Genomic DNA, 16,717 nt, shown 5'->3' with positions numbered 1-16,717 from the left:
ATTCCACCAGGCGCCATTACAAGGAGACGTCATGAGTATCAACACCTCCGCGGTCGACCAATCCGCGGTTCTGTCCAAGGTGTCGCGATCGATTCTGCCGATCACGTTCCTTCTCTACATGTTCAATTACATGGACCGGTCGAACATCAGCTACGCGCAGCTGTCGATGTCGGAGGACCTGGGCATCAGCCTGGCGACCTACGGCACCGTCGCGGCGATCTTCTTCGTCGCCTACGTGGTCCTGGAGATCCCCAGCAACATCGTCATGAAGAAGGTGGGTGCGCGAATCTGGCTGGCGCGCATCGCCATCTCGTGGGGCATCGTCACCATGGCCACCGGGTTCGTGCAGAACACGGCTCAGCTGTACATCGCGCGCATCGTGCTCGGCATCGCCGAAGCCGGTCTCTTCCCCGGGCTGCTGCTGTACTTGACCTTCTGGTTCCGTAATCAGGACCGCGGCCGCGGTATCGCCCGGATGTCGTTGGCGCAGCCGGTCGCCCTGATCATCGGCTCACTGACCGCCGGGTGGATTCTCGACCACGTGGAGTGGTTCGGGCTCTCGTCCTGGCGATGGATCTTCATCCTGCAGGGCCTTCCGCCGGTACTGATCGGAATCTGGGTCCTGTTCTATCTCGCCGATCGACCGAGCAAGGCCAAATGGCTGAACAAGGACGAGGCGAAGTGGCTCGAGGATGAGATCAGTAAGGACTACAACGCCGAGGACGACGAGACGGCGCACATCGATCTCACGGTGATCAAGAACCCGAAGGTTCTCTACCTCGCGGTCATCAACCTGCTGTATGCCGTTGGCCTGTACGGGATGACGTTCTTCCTGCCGCAGATCGTCAAGCAGCTGAACCCGGATTACTCGTCCACGAACATCGGTGTCTACGGCTCGATCCCGTACATCTTCGGTGCGATTGCGATGCTCCTCATCGCTCGGTATTCCGATCTGATGGGAAATCGCAAGGTCGTCGTGATGGGGACGCTGGTCGTCGCGGTCGCCGGACTGGTCATCACCATGGCCACCCGTGACCACGCCAACGTGGCGATGTTCGGTCTGGTTCTGCTCGCCGTCGGTGTCTTCGGTTACCTCGGCCCGTTCTGGGCCCTGGCCAGCGAGGCTCTGCCGCGGGCGCAGACGGCGGTCGGTCTGGCAGTGATCAACTGCATCGCGGCCGCAGGCGGGTTCTTCGGTCCGTTCATCATCGGCAAGACTTCCAAGGCCGACGACGTCACCTTCGGACTGTTGTTCCCCGCGGTGTGTATGGCCATCGCGGTGGTCATGCTGATCTGGGTCAAATCAGACGACTCCACAAAGGTCTCTGATGACGCGGATTCGGTTGTGGTGAAATCCAACTGAGGTAACAACCCGCATCGAACGAATCGACCGGCCGTACGCGTGACCCGCGTGCGGCCGGTCGTTTGTGGTTTGTGCTGTCCGCGTGCCTGCGGGTGACCTCAGAGATTACGTACCCGCATGCAGACGGTGTCGTAGATCGTCAGCAGATCGGCGTCGGGCAGGTCCGGGTCGCAGGCGTTCACCCACTCGTCGAACGCACACTGCACGGACAGCTGTGCGATCTCGAGGATCATCCGGATGCGCGAACGTGTTGTCGCCGGGCATTGCTGGTCCAGCAGCGACAACCAGCGTTGTGTGTTCTCCGCGCAGCGGCCGATACAGACCTTGCTCAGCGTCGGGTTTGCGCAGACCAGCTTCCGAATGCGCAGGGACGTCGCGGCGACTTCGCTCTGCTCGTGCCGAAAGCCTGTGATGGCACCGCGGAATGCCTCTTCGATGTCGGCCAGCGACAAGGTGGACAGCGATTCGTCTGTGGCTTTGGCCGCCTCGATACAGGTCTGGAGGGCGACATCGAAACCGTGGATGTCACCGAGGATGCAATCCTCTTTGGTCGCGAAGTATCGAAAATAGGTTCGGGACGAGATGCCGGCAACGCGAGCGATTTCGTCCACCGTCGTCTCGTCGAAGCCGTGCCGCTCGAACAGATCGAGCGCTGCCTTTTGAATCTCGATCCGCGTCTCGTTGCGGCGCCGGGTCCGGAGATCGAGCGTTGCGCCCGGAAAAGAGGTTGACATGACCTCAACTCTATGTCACCCGATGCCAAAGTGGCAGTCACTGACACATGGATATATGCTGCGAAAGTTCTTCAGCGGCTACCCGAGTGGATGTGATCGTGACCGAGAGTGTGAATGTCGGCGTCAGAGCCGATAGGCGTGACGAAAGTCCGGCCGGCAGTGTTCTTCTGATCTCGTTGCTTCTTGTCGCGGCATTTGTGGTGATCCTCAATGAGACCATCCTGGGTGTCGCGTTGCCGACGCTGATGAAGGATCTCGACATCACCGCGGCCACCGCGCAATGGCTGACAAGCGGCTTCCTGTTGACGATGGCGATCCTGATCCCCACCACGGGTTTCATCCTGCAGCGGTTCAGCATCCGCTGGGTGTACGTCGCGGCGATGTCGTCGTTTACGCTGGGAACGCTTATCGCCGCGGTGGCGCCCGGCTTCGAGGTCTTGATGGTTGCCCGGGTGATCCAGGCCGTCGGTACCGCATTGATGATCCCGCTACTGATGACCACCATCCTCAATGTCGTGCCAGAGCATTCACGCGGTCGCATGATGGGACTGGTCTCCGTCGTGATCTCGGTGGCCCCGGCCATCGGGCCCACCGTGTCCGGTCTGATCCTCGAATCGCTCAGCTGGCGTGCGATGTTCTGGATCGTGTTGCCGGTGGCGGCCGTTGTGCTGATCTTGGGCGGCATCCTCGTGCGCGACGTCGCCGAGCGGCAGCCGTCGCACCTCGACGTCATCTCGATCCCGCTCTCTGCCCTGGGCTTCGGCGGAATCGTGTACGGGCTCAGCAGTATCGGTGAGTCGTCGGCAGGCCACACTCCCGTGCCGCCATGGATTCCGCTGGTGATCGGCGTCGCCTCACTGGGACTCTTCGTGGTCCGACAGATGAAGCTTGTCGAACGCGGCCGGGCTCTGCTGGATCTGCGGACCTTCAAGATCGCGCAGTTCAGGCTCGCGGCGTTGCTGATGGGTGGGCTGATGCTCACGCTGTTCGGTGCACTGATCCTGCTGCCGCTGTACTTGCAGAACGTCCTCGACAAGAGCGTCCTGACAACAGGATTGGTCCTGCTGCCGGGTGGCTTGGTGATGGGACTGCTGGGGCCAGGTGTGGGCGCGCTCTTCGATCGTTGGGGTGCAAGGCCATTGGTGCTGCCCGGCACGATCGCCATGAGCGTCGGCACGTGGCTGCTCGCCACGCTCGACGCCGATTCCGAGCTCTACACGGTCATCATCGCGCATGTGATCTTGAGTGCCGGCATCGCATTCGCCCTCACGCCGTTGATGACGTCCGCGCTGGGTTCGCTGCCACGCGAGTTGTATTCACACGGCAGTGCAACGATCAGCACGATCCAGCAGGTTGCCGGTGCGGCAGGTACCGCCCTGTTCATCACCTTGATGACACGGGGAATCACGGCGTCTACGGACGACGGCAACTCCGCGATCATCGCGAACTCCGACGGAACACACCTCGCCTTCGTCGTCGGTGGCGTCATCTCGGTTGTCCTCGTTCTCGCGGCAACGCTGGTGCGATCGAACGACAAGCCGGTCGGTGCCGGGGTCACCGCAACCTAGTGTCGCGAGTCGAAAGTTTCTTGCTTGTCTCCGGTGGGGCGATGGGTGGCTGGCAAGGCGGAGGTGGAAGGCATAGCGGAGCTATACCGACCGACGACAACGCCGCCAGGCGCCGATCGAACGACGGAGACTGCAAAAGAACTTTTGACTCGGGGCACTAGATGCTCGTGCGGTCGTACAGATCGAGATGCGCTGCCACGGCACCGTTGGAACGACGTTGCGAAGGAATCGTTTCAACGCCGATCCGGTGTCGCAATGTGCATGAAACACGGCAAGTGCAGCCTTGCTCGCATGGACTTTGGCGTCTTCATCCCCATCGGCAACAACGGCTGGCTCATCAGTGAGGCTGCACCGCAGTACAAACCGAGTTTCGAACTGAACAAGGAGATCGTGCAGAAGGCCGAGGCGGCCGGGTTCGACTTCGCCCTGTCGATGATCAAGTTCCGGGGATTCGGTGGCAAGACCGAGTTCTGGGACCACAATCTCGAATCGTTCACCCTGATGGCAGGCCTGGCCGCCGTCACCGAGAAGATCAAGCTCTACGCGTCGACCGGCATCCTGGCCCTGCCACCCGCGCTGGTTGCGCGGATGGCATCGACCATCGATTCGATTGCCCCGGGACGCTTCGGGATCAACATCGTCTCGGGTTGGGCTCCGGCCGAGTACACCCAGATGGGTCTGTGGCCGGGTGATGAGCACTTCGGCAACCGCTACGACCGCGCCACCGAATATGTGCAGGTCATCCGGGAGCTACAGGACACCGGCGTCAGCAATCACGTCGGTGAGTTCTATCAGATGGAAGATTGTCGACTCTCGCCGCGACCGGCGGGTGGGACGGTGCCGATCGTTGCCGCCGGGCAGTCCGCACGCGGCATGAAATTCGCCGCCGAGCATGCCGATTACAACTTCGTACTCGGCTCCGGCGTCAACACTCCGACTGCGTTCGAGCCCACCGTTTCCGCAATGGTTGCGGCGGCGGCGGAATCGGGCCGCGATGTGGGGGCGCTGGCACTGTTCATGGTGATTGCCGATGAGACGGATGAGGCAGCGCAGGCGAAGTGGGATGACTACAACGCGAACGCCGACGCCGATGCACTGAGCTTCATGGTCGAACAGACCGAGACCGACAAGACCGCAGGCGAAGGTTCGACGGCCAAAACGATCTCGCTGCCCGAGGGCGCCGTGAATCTCAACATGGGGACGATTGTCGGATCGTTCGAGACCTGCGCGAAGATGCTCGATGAGGTTGCCGCGATCAACGGAGTCAAGGGCATCATGCTGGTTTTTGACGATTTCGTCGCAGGTGTCGAGAACTTCGGAAGCAGGATCCAGCCGCTGCTGCAGTGCCGCAAGGACGTTGTCGGCGTCGCGTCGTGAGTTGGCAGGATGACCACGAAGACAGTTACGCGACAGGCGGTTTCGATGGCCATCTGGAGCCCGGGACCCGCCCGGCGCTGCTGATCGTCGACCCGGCGCGCGCCTACGTCGATCCGGACTGCGGCCTGTTCATCGGCGAACCCGCAACAGCCGTCGTCGACGCGATGCGTTCTCTACTGGCCGCGGCACGCGCCGCCCGGATCCCGGTGGTCGTGACCGAGGTGGTTCTGCGGCCGGACCTCGCAGACGCCGGAGTGTTCGGCCGTAAGGTGCCGTCTCTGAAAGCCTTCACCCCTCAGAACCCCTTCGGTGAGTTCGTCGAAGGTCTCGAACCGGCCGCCGACGAGCTTCGCCTGACCAAGCAGTACCCGAGCGCCTACTTCGGCACGCCGTTGGCGGCATACCTGACCTCGTTGAAGGTCGATACGGTGCTCATCGCCGGATTCTCGACCAGCGGATGCGTGCGCGCCTCCACCTTGGACACCATGCAGTACGGGTTCGTGCCGATCGTGGTGGCCGATGCGGCAGGTGACCGGGTACCGGCCATCCATGAGGCCAACCTCTTCGACATCGGGGCGAAGATGGGCGAGGTGTGGTCGCTACGGCGTGCCGAAGACTATCTGTCGGCGATAGCTCGGATCAGCTTGTGACAGAAGAACCCAGAGCGTATGTGTCGGCAAAGCTTGGCTCGGTGGGATCACGGCAACCGGGACTGCTCAGGTGTTGCTGGTGGACGCGCCGGCCGTCATCGGGGTGATCGCAGATGAATCGTCGCAGAATATTCAGTGAACTGTCCTCTCGATCAGATTGAGTACGAACATGTCTCGGTACATTGGGGCCAGTGATCTCACGCGGGCGGATGAATCAGTCCGTGGTGTTTCGGGCTGTTGTCGCCACGATCGTCCTCACAGCTCTGGCGATTGCCGCGTATCTGGTTCCCATCCCGTCGATAGATAGTCTTCGTGATTGGGCCGACTCCTTCGGATTCGCATTCACCGCACTGTTTTTCCTCGGCTACGGGGTCATCACGATCTTCCCTGCGCCGAGGTCGGCATTCAGTGTGTCCGCCGGGCTGCTGTTCGGTCCGGTGACCGGATTTGTCGGTTCGATGCTGGCGACAACGTTCGCGGCCATCGTCGCCTTTGTCCTCGTCCGCCGCTATGGACGCGAACGGATCAAGCCCTATCTACGCTCTCCGGTGGCCCGCTCGATAGAACAGCGGATGGAGCGCCGCGGGTGGCTTGCCGTCGGGTCGCTCCGGATGATCGTGCCGTTTCCGTTCACCGCCACCAACTACATCGCGGCACTGTCGTCGATCAGGTTCGTTCCCTACCTGGTGGCCACCATTGTCGGGGTCATGCCCGCCACGGCCGCAGTGGTCATCGTCGGCGATGCGCTGGCCGGTGATGGGAGCGCGGGGATGATCGCACTGTCGGCGGGGTTGTTCGCGCTGGGTATCGTCGGGTTGGTGGTCGATGCGCGACTGGGTGTTCCGCAGGCCGCTGCCACGGACGGGCCGACCCTCACCGACGATGACCGATGAGTGGGCCTGGTCAGCGTTGCCCGTCGGCCCGAATCGCCGCACCCGCCGCTGCCGTACTGCTGGCTTCTTCTTCGAGTTTCCGCAGATAGGGAATGACCTCGTCGCGGATCGCGGTGTTGTAGGCCTCCGGTTGCTGCTTCGGGTTGGCGTGCCCGGTACTGGGCATTCGCACCACGAACAATCGCCCGGAAGGTCCGCCGGTCGTATCGAAGAGGACCTTCTGCGAGTAGTCGACGTCGACAACGGGATCGTCGGTGGCGAAGTCCGGGCGCAGGAAGATGATCGCCGGGAACGGACGATCGCCGGCTTCCTTGCTGATGGTGGCAAGGTCATCTGAGGCGCCGGAAGCCGCGATGGCAAGAAATTGGGATTGGATCAGCCCGTTGCTGGCGGCGTCGGTGTTGAAGATCTTGGTTCTCAGCACGTCGCGGATGGTCTCGCCCAAAGCCAGCGGGTCGAGGAGTGGGTGCCGTGCGGAGTCCGTCAACAGGTACTGATCCTTGCGCGCCACCGTCTCGACAACGAGACGCAGACCGCGGCTTTCCCTGGCTCCGGGGAGCCAGCCCATCCACCGGAGTAGGTCTTCGCCGGCATCACGGCTACGTGGTCGGACCGCGTGGAGATTCACCGGTGTGCAGTCGAGTATGAGCGCGAGCAGCGTGACCTCGCTGTCATGGAAGATGTGCGTGCCCACCTCGATTGCGATGATGCCACCCATGCTGTGCCCGACCAGCACGATCTTGTCGATGCCCATCGACTGCGCGTAGGCGACGACGATACGACTGATGACGGCGGTGTCCAGACCCTCGTTGTCGTATTGCACCGCCCACACCTGTCCGATATCGGCCAGGGCCGGGAGTGCGCGCGCAGTGCCACTGGCATCGAGGTTTCCCAGGCCGACCATGTCGACCACGGCGGTGTCATCGTTGGCAGGATCTGCCGCGTCGTAGATGAAATGGATCTGAGGTTGTGTCTGCGCCAGCCGCTGCCGTTCAGGGGCAACGTCGAGAGCCCAGTACTGGGAGCACAGGATCAACAGCGCCAACAGAACAAATCCGCTTCGCATCAGGAAACGCCGGAGTCCGCCGAAATGAATCCAATTGTGGCCCAGTCGGGTTGATCGCAGCGCTTCCTTGCGCCGCTCATCGCTCCAGTCGGCGACCGGATGATGTGACCCGCCGAGACCTCGTGTCATCCTCCCCAGCGTAGCGACGTTTCCCCACTCTGAACCGGTTGTGGACCGGTGTGTGATTCCATGGAATACATGGAATTCGGAATCTCGACATTTGTCACCGACGAGGGCATTCGACCCGATGTGCTGGGCAAGGCGCTCGAAGAACGCGGATTCGATTCGTTGTTCCTGGCCGAACACTCGCATATCCCGGTGAACCGCGAATCGCCCTATCCGGGCGGCGGCGACCTGCCCAGGGTGTACTACCGGACGCTGGATCCGTTCCTGGCGCTTACCGCTGCAGCCGGCGTCACCACCCGGTTGCTGCTGGGAACCGGCATTGCGTTGCTTCCACAACGAGACCTGATCCACACCGCGAAACAGGTTGCGACGCTTGACCTGCTCTCTGGAGGACGGGCCGCATTCGGCGTAGGTGTCGGCTGGAACCGGGAGGAGATGCGGAACCACGGAACCGACCCGCGGACCCGTGGTGCATTGATCAATGAGCAACTTGCCGCGATGAAGGCCATCTGGACGCAGGACGAGGCAGAGTTTCACGGGGAACACATCGATTTCGATCCGATCTACTGCTGGCCGAAGCCGGTCCAATCGCCGCATCCGCCCATCTACATCGGTGGTGAGAGTCCCGCAGCGCTGGCTCGGCTGGTCGAGTTCGGTGACGCCTGGCTTCCTCGAGCCCACACCAGTTCGGAGGAGCTCATCCGGGTGCGTGCGGTGTTGGCAGAGCGCGGGCGCCCGGACATCCCGTTCACGATCTTCGCGGCCGGATCGTCAACCGAAGAACTCGACGGCTACGCGCGTGCCGACGTCGAACGCGTGACGTTCCTGCTGAAAACGGCGCCGCAGGTGGAGACGCTGCGTCAGCTCGACCAGTTGGCCGCCGCGGCCGAACCGTATCGCTGATCCGATGGATCCCGATGTCGCGCGGGCTGCTCTCGAAGCCGATCGGTCCGAGACCACCGACCTGATCAAACAGATGTCGGCCAGGCTCGCTTCCGTTGTCGATGCGGCAGCCGAGGGAACCGCTGACGACGAGCACGATCCCGAGGGTTCGACATTGGCGTTCGAACGGGGACAACTCGTCGCCCAGATCGAGCGATCCGAGATCAGGGTGGCGGAAATCGACATCGCTCTCGAACGGATTGCGCAGGGTACGTACGGCCTCTGCGAACGCTGCGGCGCGCAGATCGGGGCGGCCCGGCTCGAAGTACTTCCGGCGACGCGCCTGTGTATCAATTGCGCGACGTCGAGGGATCAGTCCAGGCGCTGGTGAGAACCGAGAACGAGGAGTTGATGTCGTGAGTACATTCCAGAAGGTCGCTGCCGCGGTCAACAAGGTGGTGGTGCCCGCTGTCGCGGCCCCGGGCCTGAGCAAACTGACCGGTGGATCGATGGTGGTGATCAGCTACACCGGACGCAGATCGGGAAAATCGGTTCGGCTGCCGGTGAGTTACAGACGCACCGGCAACGAAGTGCTCATCAGGGTGGCGATGCCAGACAAGAAGAACTGGTGGCGCAACTTCCTCGGCGAAGGTGGCCCGATCACGCTGGCACTGCCGGACGGTGATCGGACAGGGCATGCGGTCGCCCGCCGCAGTGACTCGGGCGCGGTCAGCGTGACCGTGAACCTGGACGAGTCATCCACAACCTGAGTAAACGCTCCACATCTACGAAGACGCTCCACATGTTTGTGGAGCGTCTTCGTACATGTGGAGCGTTTGCGGGTGGGGGATGGGGGTCGGATCAGGCGACGTAGTCGGCCATGACGTCGGCGAGGGCCTCGGCGCCGCGGTGGCAGTCGATTTCCTCGGCGAACTCGTGCGGGGAGTGTGAGACGCCGGTGGGGTTGCGTACGAACAACATCGCCGTCGGCACCTTCGCCGACAGGACCCCGGCATCGTGGCCTGCGGCGGTGGGGAGCACCGGGATGTCTCCGAGGTGACCGAGGGCGTTTTGCAGGCGCTTGCGGATGTCGTCTGGGAACTCGACGATCGGGGAGATCGACTCGGCGACGATGTTCAGGTCGATGCCGTCGCGCTCGGCGTGGGCGCGGGCCTCGGCCGAGATCGTCTCGACCAGCGCGGTCAGCGTCGGTTCATCCGCGGCGCGGGCATCGAGCCAGGCCATCACCTCGGACGGGATCGCGTTGGCGCCGTTGGGCAATACCCGCACCTTGCCGAAGGTGGCCACCGCGTCGTGCACCGCGGCGGCCCCGCGCGCGGTGTGGACCGACGAAGCGAAGGCGAGCATCGGATCGCGGCGGTCGACGAGGCGGGTGGCACCGGCATGGTTGGCCTCGCCGGTGAAATCGAACAACCAGCGACCGTGGGGCCAGATCGACGACGCGACCGCGATCGGCTGATCGACCAGGTCGAGTCCGCGCCCCTGCTCGACATGTAGTTCGACGTAGACGCCGACACGGTCGACGAGGGTGGGGTCGGTACCCAGATGCGCTGGATTGCGTCCCGACGACGTGAGCGCTTCGGCGAGGGAGATTCCCTGGGCATCACGCAGTTTCAGCGCGCGCTGCGGTGTGAGCGCACCGGTGCTGAGTTGGGAGCCCACGCAGGCGACACCGAAGCGCGCACCTTCCTCGTCCGAGAAGGCGGTGATGGCAATCGGTTTCGCCGGGGTGATGCCGCGGTCGCGGACGATGTCGATGGCAGCGAACGCCGAGACCACACCCAGCGGGCCGTCGTAGGCGCCGCCATCGGGTACTGAATCCAGGTGCGAGCCGGTGACGAATGCGTCGCGGGGATCGCCGACCCATCCCTCCGGCAACCACCATGCCCAGAGGTTTCCGTTGCGGTCTTCTTCCACGGACATGCCACGGGCCGATGCTTCGCCGGTGAACCACTCGCGCAACGTCATGTCGGCGTCGTTCCAGGCGAAGCGCCGGTAGCCGCCGGTGGTTGCACGACCGACATCGAGTATCGACGCCCACATGGAGTCGAAGGTTTTCATCTCTGCTTCCCAATCATTCGGAATAGTTGTCGGGGTAGGCGGTGACCGCCAGGAACCGGATCGGCAAGCGGGTCAGTTCTTTTGGTCCGTGGATACCCTCGCCGTCGAGGAGCAGTGAATCCCCGGCGCGCAGCCTGTAGTCGGAATTGTCATGGCTGTAGACCATTTCGCCTTCGAGCATGTGCAACAGTTCGGTGCCCGGATGCTGGAAGCGCGGACTGATCGTGGTGTCCGACAGCAGCGTCACCACCACGGACTCGAGGCGTCGATGCTGACCGCGCAACGCCCCGAGGAGTTCGTAGTGATGTCCGGCCCGGGTCCCACGCCCGACGATCTCCGCGCCGGTACCCGCCCTGGTGAACACCGATTCGCGCTGCGTCTTCTCGCCGCGGAACAGCGAGGTGACCGGAACATCCAGTGCCGTCGCCAATTTGGAGAGAGTCCCGTGACTGCAGGATGCCTGCGCGTTCTCGATCTTCGAGAGCATCGACTTGGAGATGCCGGTGCGGGTGGCCATCTCGCTCACCGAGAGCCCGGCGGTGATGCGTAACCGTCGGGTTTGCGACCCGATGACTGCTTCGAGCGAGTCGGGATCGAAGCCACCGTGGTCGACCTCGCGCGCGGTGGTGTCCTCGACCACCGCACGCGCCGGTGACACCGGGGTGACCAAGGTCAGTACCTGCCCGGGATCCAGGTGGTGCCGGCCAGCGGAACCCGTGCCATCGCCGAAGCCTCGACGGTCAGGGCCACCAGATCCTCCGGTTCGAGGTTGCGCAGATGCGACTTGCCGCACGCGCGGGCCAGCGTCTGGGCCTCCATGGTCAGGACACGCAGGTAGTTGGCCAACCGGCGCCCGCCCTCGACGGGATCGAGGTTCGCCGACAGCTCCGGATCCTGTGTGGTGATGCCCGCGGGATCGCGACCTGCCTGGAAATCATCGTAGAACCCGGCGTCGGATCCCAGTGCCCGGTACTGATCGGCGTAGCGAGGACTGTTGTCGCCCAATGCGATCAGTGCTGCGGTACCGACGGCGACGGCGTCTGCACCGAGAGCCATCGCCTTTGCGACGTCGGCGCCGCTGCGGATTCCACCGGAGACGATGAGCTGGACCTTGCGGTGCACATCCATCTCCTGCAACGCCTGGACCGCTTGCGGGATGGCAGCGAGGGTCGGGATGCCGACGTGCTCGATGAACACGTCCTGGGTGGCTGCGGTGCCGCCCTGCATACCGTCGACGACCACCACGTCGGCTCCGGCCTTGACAGCCAGTTTGACGTCGTAATAGGTGCGGGTCGCGCCGACCTTGATGTAGATGGGCTTTTCCCAGTTGGTGATCTCGCGGAGCTCGATGATCTTGATCGCGAGGTCGTCGGGGCCGGTCCAGTCGGGATGCCGGCAGGCGCTGCGCTGGTCGACACCCATGGGCAGGGTCCGCATCCCGGCAACGCGTTCGGTGATCTTCTGGCCGAGCAGCATCCCGCCGCCGCCTGGCTTGGCGCCCTGACCGAGGACGATCTCGATGGCGTCGGCCTTGCGCAGGTCGTCGGGATTCATGCCGTACCGCGATGGAAGGTACTGGTAGACAAGGTTCTTCGACTGACCGCGCTCTTCCGGCGTCATGCCGCCGTCGCCGGTGGTCGTCGAGGTCCCGACTTCACTGGCGCCGCGGCCGAGTGCCTCTTTGGCCTGGCCCGAAAGGGCGCCAAAGCTCATACCCGCGATGGTGATCGGAATGTCCAGGTGCAGTGGGAACTTGGCATGGGTGTCACCGAGAACCACATCGGTGTCGCACTTCTCGCGGTAACCCTCGAGCGGGTAGCGGGACATCGAGGCGCCGAGGAACAGCAGATCGTCGAAGTGCGGGAGTTTGCGTTTGGCACCCCAGCCGCGGATGTCATAGATGCCGGTTTCTGCTGCTCGCTGGATCTCGGCGATCACACCGCGATCGAAGGTTGCCGATTCACGCAGGGTCGGGTTGTGGGTCATGAAGTCGTCTCCTGGAACATCGAGATGTCAATACGCACGCGGCGTTAGTACGCGGCCGCGTTGTCGACGTGGAAGTTGTAGAGCCGGCGGGCCGAACCGTAGCGGGTGAAATCGGCCGGGTCCGCATCGATCCCGGCGGCGCCGAGCAGTTCGGCGAGCTCGGCGAGGTGCTCGTCGCGCATCTCTTTCTTGATGCAGTCGGCACCGAGGGAGGCGACTGTGCCCCGGACGTAGATCCGGGCCTCGTAGAGCGAATCACCCAGGGCCTCGCCGGCATCACCGCAGACCACCAGACGCCCGGCCTGACCCATGAATGCGCTCATGTGCCCGATGTTGCCGCCGACCACGATGTCGACACCCTTCATCGAGATACCGCACCGGGCTGCCGCGTTGCCGTCGATGACCAGCAGGCCACCGTGCGCGGTGGCGCCTGCCGACTGCGATGCATCTCCGTGGACCCGCACAGTGCCCGACATCATGTTCTCGGCGAGCCCGACTCCGGCGTTGCCGTTGATCGTGACGGTGGCCTGTTGGTTCATTCCGGCGCAGTAGTAGCCGACGTGACCGTCGATGGTGACGTCGATGTCCTTGTCGAGCCCGCACGCCAGGGCGTGCGCACCCTGCGGCGCGGTGATGACGGACTGCTCAGGGGCCTGTGTCGACTGCAGGGTCTCGTTGACCGCCCGGACCGTTGTCGAGAGCAGGTCGAAGGCCGCGACCTCGGTGGCGTCGGTGGTGGTGGTCGGGGTGGCGGTCACTGACGGTGCCATACGTACACCTCTTCTGGTTCGGGTTCGAAAATGCGGGCGGATTCGACGCCGGGCAGTCCTGCCAGGGCGCGATACTCGGAGGCCATCGCCACCCACCGGTCGGTTTCGGCGATGACGGCGGGCTTGCAGGAGATCGCGTCGCGGACAACGGCAAAGGAGTCGCTGTTCGACACGAGCAGTGTGTAGAAGCCGTCGAACCGCTCGTTGAGCATCAACAAGGCCTTCTCCAGGTCGACACCTTCGGCCAGTTGCTTGGCCACGTATCGGGCGCCGACCTCCGTGTCGTTCTCGCTGTCGAAGACCACGCCGTGGCGCTCGAGATCGTGCTTGATCGACATGTGGTTGGAGAACGAACCGTTGTGCACCAGGCACTGGTCCGGGCCCACCGAGAACGGGTGCGAACCGGTTGCGGTGACCGCGGATTCGGTGGCCATCCTGGTGTGGGCAACGCCCTGCCACCCCGACGCGTCGGGTAGTCCGAAACGGTGTGCGAGCTCGGTGGGGTTGCCCATGCCCTTGAGGACGGTGACGTCACTGCCGAAGCCGATGATCAGAGCGGTCGGCGCGATGGCACGGACCGCGGCGACGAGTTCTTCCGACGGCACCGGTGCATGGACCACAGTGGTGGGGTCGAGGTCGATGACGGTTGCTTCCACACTGATCGCTGCGGTCAGCGCTGCGGCGAGTTCGCCTGCCGGCAGCGGACTCTCGAGAAGTGAGACGGTCGCGTGACCCTCGGGTGACCAGATGGGGTCGCCGTAGATGGACATGCCGGCCGAGTCGGGGCCGCGGTCGCACATCGCATCGAGCATGCCGGTCAGCAGTGTGCCCAGTTGGGGATACAGTGCCCGGTCACGTAGGTGCAAGCCCACGATTCCACACATGTCGAACTCCTGTTCTGAAAGTGGGTGGTGGTCAGAAGGCGGTGAGGTATTGATCGATCTCCCAGGCGGAAACCGTGTTGTGCCAGGCGAAGAACTCTTCGCGTTTGCGCTGGGCGAAGTACTCGCTGACACCGGGGCCCGCGACGTCGAGGGCCGCGGTCAGGACGTCGTCTTTGTCGAGTGCGTCCATCGCGTGCAGCAACGTCATGGGCAGCATTTCACTGGGGCTGTCACCGCTGCCCGGCGAACCGGGGTCGAGATTGCGGCGGACGCCGTCGAGTCCGGCTGCGATGGCCCCGGCCGCAGCCAGGTACGGGTTGGCGCTGCCGTCGCCGCCGCGGAGTTCGACGCGATTGTGGTCGGGCACGCGCAGATAGTGGGTGCGGTCGTTGCCGCCGTAGGTGGCGTAGCGGGGTGACCAGGTGGCACCGCTGCTGGTCGTGGTGGCGCCGGTTCGCTTGTACGAGTTGACGGTCGGTGCGATGACGGCTTGCAGGGCACAGGCATGCTCGAGGATGCCTGCGATGAACGCGTAGGCGGTGGACGACAGTCCCAGACCTTTGTCGTCGTCGGCGTCTGGGAAGACGGCGCCGTTCTCATTCCACAGTGACAGATGCATGTGCATCCCGGATCCGGTGCGGTCGGTGAACGGCTTCGGCATGAATGTGGCCTGCATGCCCCGCTTTTCGGCGATGACCGACAGCAGGTAGCGGGCGGTGATGACCCGGTCGGCGGTGATCATGGCGTCCGCGTAGTCGAAGTTCTGCTCGAACTGACCGTTGGCGTCCTCGTGGTCGTTGGCGTAGTTGCCCCAGCCGAGCGCGTTCATCGCACTGGAGATCTCGGTGAGGTGGTCGTACATGCGTGTCACGTCGCGGGCGTCATAACACGGTTGGCGACTGGAATCCGATGTGTCGGCGGTGGTCAACTCGCCTGACTCACCCCTGTTGACAAGGAAGTACTCGATCTCGGCGCCGACGTTGACGGTGAAGCCGAGGTCTGCCGCCTGGCGCAGGGTCTCCTTGAGGATGATGCGCGGCGCATACGGCCACGGCTTGCCCTCGACGTGGGGATCACAATGCACGAGAGCCAAACCGGGCTGCACAAAGGGGATCGGGGTGAACGACGACGCGTCGGGCATCGCAACCAGATCGGGATCTTTGGGTTCCTGACCCATCATCCCGGCGGCGTAGCCGGCAAAACCGACGCCGTCCTGTTCCAGCTGGCGGACGGCCTGCGCCGGAACGAGTTTGGCACAGGGCTTTCCGGACAGCGTGACGAACAACGCCAGGATGAACGTGGTGCCGGTGGCGTGGACAATCTCTGTCAAGGTCGGTTCGGCAGCGGGAACCGTGGGTCTGAAGGCTTCGGCGGCGTCGATGGCCATGGCAGGCTCCTGGTCGGGGACGGTCGATGGAATAGAGGTGGTGGTCATCGCATCTCACCTGCACCTTCATAAGGATTCAGGCTCAGAAGTAGATCGTTCTCTGCGAAACGGCTGTACCGGAAGTCGTGCGGATCCACGTTCGGCAAGGTGGTGGTCCCGGTGGTGAGGAGGTCGGCGACGAGTTCGCCGACGGCGGGGGAGATCTTGAATCCGTGACCGGAGAATCCGGTCGCCAGGAAGAGACCGTCGACCGGAGAAGGTCCGATGATCGGGTTGTAATCGGGTGTCACGTCGTACGCGCCCACGTACGAGCTCGTGATCCGCGGATCGGGCATGTCAGGCAGCCTGCTGTCGAGCTTCATGATCGTCTTCTCGACGGTGCTCTCATCGGCGCGGTTCACAAAGTTGTCAGGGTCGATGTACTGCGGTGTCTGGTGATCGGAGTTACCAACGAGCAGTTCGCCATTCGGTTCCCGGCAGATGTACTGCATGCCTGCCATGTAGGCCTCACCGCGTCCACCGAGTGGTTCGCAGGCAATGCGGCAAAGTCGTCGAGGTGCAGGCCGGGCCAGAGATCAGCCATGGTGTCGTGCCCGATGAAGTCGACGTCGATGCCCAAACCTTGCATCATCGCTACGTTCGCCTTGAGCGGGACGAGGTTGTTCTCGCCGACGCCGACCACGTAGCCGCACTGGCGGAAGGCCATGTCGTCGCCGAAGAGTTCGGTTGCGCGGGTGAAGATGTCGACGCTGTACCACGACATCGCCGCCAGTGACGGGGTGCCGTAGTGACAGCGCACGACACCGCTGGACTTGCCGGTCATCCCCGAGCAAAGGGTGTCGCGTTCGAGGACAAGGACTTCGGTCTCGCCGCGGTTGGCGAGGGACCAGGCGATGGCAAGTCCTTCGAGTCCGCCACCCACGATCACGTACTTCGCAATTTCTGTCAC

16 protein-coding genes and 1 pseudogene are annotated in these 16,717 nt (G+C 63.5%); 8 read left to right on the top strand and 9 right to left on the bottom strand.

What is annotated here, in order from left to right:
* The first annotated feature begins 31 nt into the window (after window positions 1–31).
* Window positions 32–1,363, top strand: coding sequence for an MFS transporter (locus AC1TQG_RS22320; RefSeq protein ID WP_482140351.1), 1,332 nt, complete (start codon window positions 32–34; stop codon window positions 1,361–1,363).
* A 98-nt stretch (window positions 1,364–1,461) separates the two neighbouring features.
* On the opposite strand, the gene AC1TQG_RS22315 is transcribed toward AC1TQG_RS22320, so the two are convergent.
* Complete coding sequence (locus AC1TQG_RS22315) at window positions 1,462–2,097, bottom strand: TetR family transcriptional regulator (RefSeq protein WP_482140349.1); 636 nt, start codon at window positions 2,095–2,097, stop codon at window positions 1,462–1,464.
* Window positions 2,098–2,144: 47 nt separating this feature from the next.
* Between AC1TQG_RS22315 and AC1TQG_RS22310 the strand changes: the two genes are divergently transcribed.
* From AC1TQG_RS22310 to AC1TQG_RS22295, 4 genes are all read left to right on the top strand, one after another.
* Window positions 2,145–3,665, top strand: a complete 1,521-nt coding sequence (locus AC1TQG_RS22310; RefSeq protein WP_482140347.1) for an MDR family MFS transporter — start codon at window positions 2,145–2,147, stop codon at window positions 3,663–3,665.
* A gap of 291 nt (window positions 3,666–3,956) precedes the next feature.
* Window positions 3,957–5,042, top strand: a complete 1,086-nt coding sequence (gene rutA / locus AC1TQG_RS22305; protein WP_482140345.1) for a pyrimidine utilization protein A — start codon at window positions 3,957–3,959, stop codon at window positions 5,040–5,042.
* Complete coding sequence (locus AC1TQG_RS22300; protein ID WP_482140343.1) at window positions 5,039–5,692, top strand: isochorismatase family protein; 654 nt, start codon at window positions 5,039–5,041, stop codon at window positions 5,690–5,692. Before rutA ends, AC1TQG_RS22300 begins: the two co-directional genes overlap by 4 nt.
* Window positions 5,693–5,883: 191 nt before the next feature.
* Window positions 5,884–6,585, top strand: coding sequence for a TVP38/TMEM64 family protein (locus tag AC1TQG_RS22295; RefSeq protein ID WP_482140341.1), 702 nt, complete (start codon window positions 5,884–5,886; stop codon window positions 6,583–6,585).
* Window positions 6,586–6,595: 10 nt separating this feature from the next.
* On the opposite strand, the gene AC1TQG_RS22290 is transcribed toward AC1TQG_RS22295, so the two are convergent.
* Window positions 6,596–7,780 carry an alpha/beta fold hydrolase gene (locus tag AC1TQG_RS22290; protein WP_482140339.1) on the bottom strand — a complete coding sequence of 395 codons (1,185 nt, stop codon included), beginning with the start codon at window positions 7,778–7,780 and terminating at the stop codon, window positions 6,596–6,598.
* A 69-nt stretch (window positions 7,781–7,849) separates the two neighbouring features.
* Between AC1TQG_RS22290 and AC1TQG_RS22285 the strand changes: the two genes are divergently transcribed.
* From AC1TQG_RS22285 to AC1TQG_RS22275, 3 genes are read left to right on the top strand one after another with little or no spacing between them, the layout of a single operon-like run.
* Window positions 7,850–8,680, top strand: coding sequence for an LLM class F420-dependent oxidoreductase (locus tag AC1TQG_RS22285; RefSeq protein WP_482140337.1), 831 nt, complete (start codon window positions 7,850–7,852; stop codon window positions 8,678–8,680).
* Between the two features lie 4 nt (window positions 8,681–8,684).
* Window positions 8,685–9,050: a TraR/DksA family transcriptional regulator gene (locus tag AC1TQG_RS22280; protein ID WP_482140335.1), complete on the top strand. Its 366-nt coding sequence runs from the start codon at window positions 8,685–8,687 to the stop codon at window positions 9,048–9,050.
* 25 nt (window positions 9,051–9,075) lie between these two features.
* Entirely contained in the window at window positions 9,076–9,429 is a 354-nt protein-coding gene (locus tag AC1TQG_RS22275; RefSeq protein WP_482140333.1) for a PNPOx family protein, read from the top strand.
* Between the two features lie 91 nt (window positions 9,430–9,520).
* Here the strand turns inward: AC1TQG_RS22275 and AC1TQG_RS22270 are convergent, their stop codons facing one another.
* The 7 genes and pseudogenes from AC1TQG_RS22270 to AC1TQG_RS22240 all read right to left on the bottom strand — a co-directional run bounded on the left by AC1TQG_RS22270 (window position 9,521) and on the right by AC1TQG_RS22240 (window position 16,717).
* Window positions 9,521–10,741 (bottom strand): allantoate amidohydrolase, encoded by a 1,221-nt coding sequence (locus AC1TQG_RS22270; protein ID WP_482140332.1) that lies wholly within the window; start codon window positions 10,739–10,741, stop codon window positions 9,521–9,523.
* 13 nt (window positions 10,742–10,754) lie between these two features.
* Window positions 10,755–11,411: a helix-turn-helix domain-containing protein gene (locus AC1TQG_RS22265; protein WP_482140330.1), complete on the bottom strand. Its 657-nt coding sequence runs from the start codon at window positions 11,409–11,411 to the stop codon at window positions 10,755–10,757.
* A gap of 2 nt (window positions 11,412–11,413) precedes the next feature.
* Complete coding sequence (locus AC1TQG_RS22260; protein ID WP_482140328.1) at window positions 11,414–12,727, bottom strand: FMN-binding glutamate synthase family protein; 1,314 nt, start codon at window positions 12,725–12,727, stop codon at window positions 11,414–11,416.
* 44 nt (window positions 12,728–12,771) lie between these two features.
* Window positions 12,772–13,497: a protein glxC gene (locus AC1TQG_RS22255; protein WP_482140326.1), complete on the bottom strand. Its 726-nt coding sequence runs from the start codon at window positions 13,495–13,497 to the stop codon at window positions 12,772–12,774.
* Window positions 13,482–14,381, bottom strand: a complete 900-nt coding sequence (locus AC1TQG_RS22250) for a class II glutamine amidotransferase (protein ID WP_482140325.1) — start codon at window positions 14,379–14,381, stop codon at window positions 13,482–13,484. The genes AC1TQG_RS22255 and AC1TQG_RS22250 overlap by 16 nt, the downstream gene beginning before the upstream one ends.
* Window positions 14,382–14,412: 31 nt before the next feature.
* Window positions 14,413–15,768 (bottom strand): type III glutamate--ammonia ligase, encoded by a 1,356-nt coding sequence (glnT, locus tag AC1TQG_RS22245; protein ID WP_482141420.1) that lies wholly within the window; start codon window positions 15,766–15,768, stop codon window positions 14,413–14,415.
* 44 nt (window positions 15,769–15,812) lie between these two features.
* Window positions 15,813–16,717, bottom strand: a pseudogene (locus AC1TQG_RS22240) (NAD(P)/FAD-dependent oxidoreductase).

The sequence above is a fragment of the Williamsia sp. Y844 genome, assembly GCF_056786475.1.
Note: the sequence above shows the minus strand (reverse complement) of the source record. Positions and strands in the feature narration are given on the sequence as shown.

Coding starts and splice junctions, on each gene's coding strand:
- AC1TQG_RS22320 (WP_482140351.1), top strand. CDS start 32: ATGAGTATCAACACCTCCGCGGTCGACCAATCCGCGGTTCTGTCCAAG.
- AC1TQG_RS22315 (WP_482140349.1), bottom strand. CDS start 2,097: ATGTCAACCTCTTTTCCGGGCGCAACGCTCGATCTCCGGACCCGGCGC.
- AC1TQG_RS22310 (WP_482140347.1), top strand. CDS start 2,145: ATGGATATATGCTGCGAAAGTTCTTCAGCGGCTACCCGAGTGGATGTG.
- rutA (WP_482140345.1), top strand. CDS start 3,957: ATGGACTTTGGCGTCTTCATCCCCATCGGCAACAACGGCTGGCTCATC.
- AC1TQG_RS22290 (WP_482140339.1), bottom strand. CDS start 7,780: ATGACACGAGGTCTCGGCGGGTCACATCATCCGGTCGCCGACTGGAGC.
- AC1TQG_RS22285 (WP_482140337.1), top strand. CDS start 7,850: ATGGAATTCGGAATCTCGACATTTGTCACCGACGAGGGCATTCGACCC.
- AC1TQG_RS22280 (WP_482140335.1), top strand. CDS start 8,685: ATGGATCCCGATGTCGCGCGGGCTGCTCTCGAAGCCGATCGGTCCGAG.
- AC1TQG_RS22270 (WP_482140332.1), bottom strand. CDS start 10,741: ATGAAAACCTTCGACTCCATGTGGGCGTCGATACTCGATGTCGGTCGT.
- AC1TQG_RS22260 (WP_482140328.1), bottom strand. CDS start 12,727: ATGACCCACAACCCGACCCTGCGTGAATCGGCAACCTTCGATCGCGGT.
- AC1TQG_RS22255 (WP_482140326.1), bottom strand. CDS start 13,497: ATGGCACCGTCAGTGACCGCCACCCCGACCACCACCACCGACGCCACC.
- AC1TQG_RS22250 (WP_482140325.1), bottom strand. CDS start 14,381: ATGTGTGGAATCGTGGGCTTGCACCTACGTGACCGGGCACTGTATCCC.
- glnT (WP_482141420.1), bottom strand. CDS start 15,768: ATGGCCATCGACGCCGCCGAAGCCTTCAGACCCACGGTTCCCGCTGCC.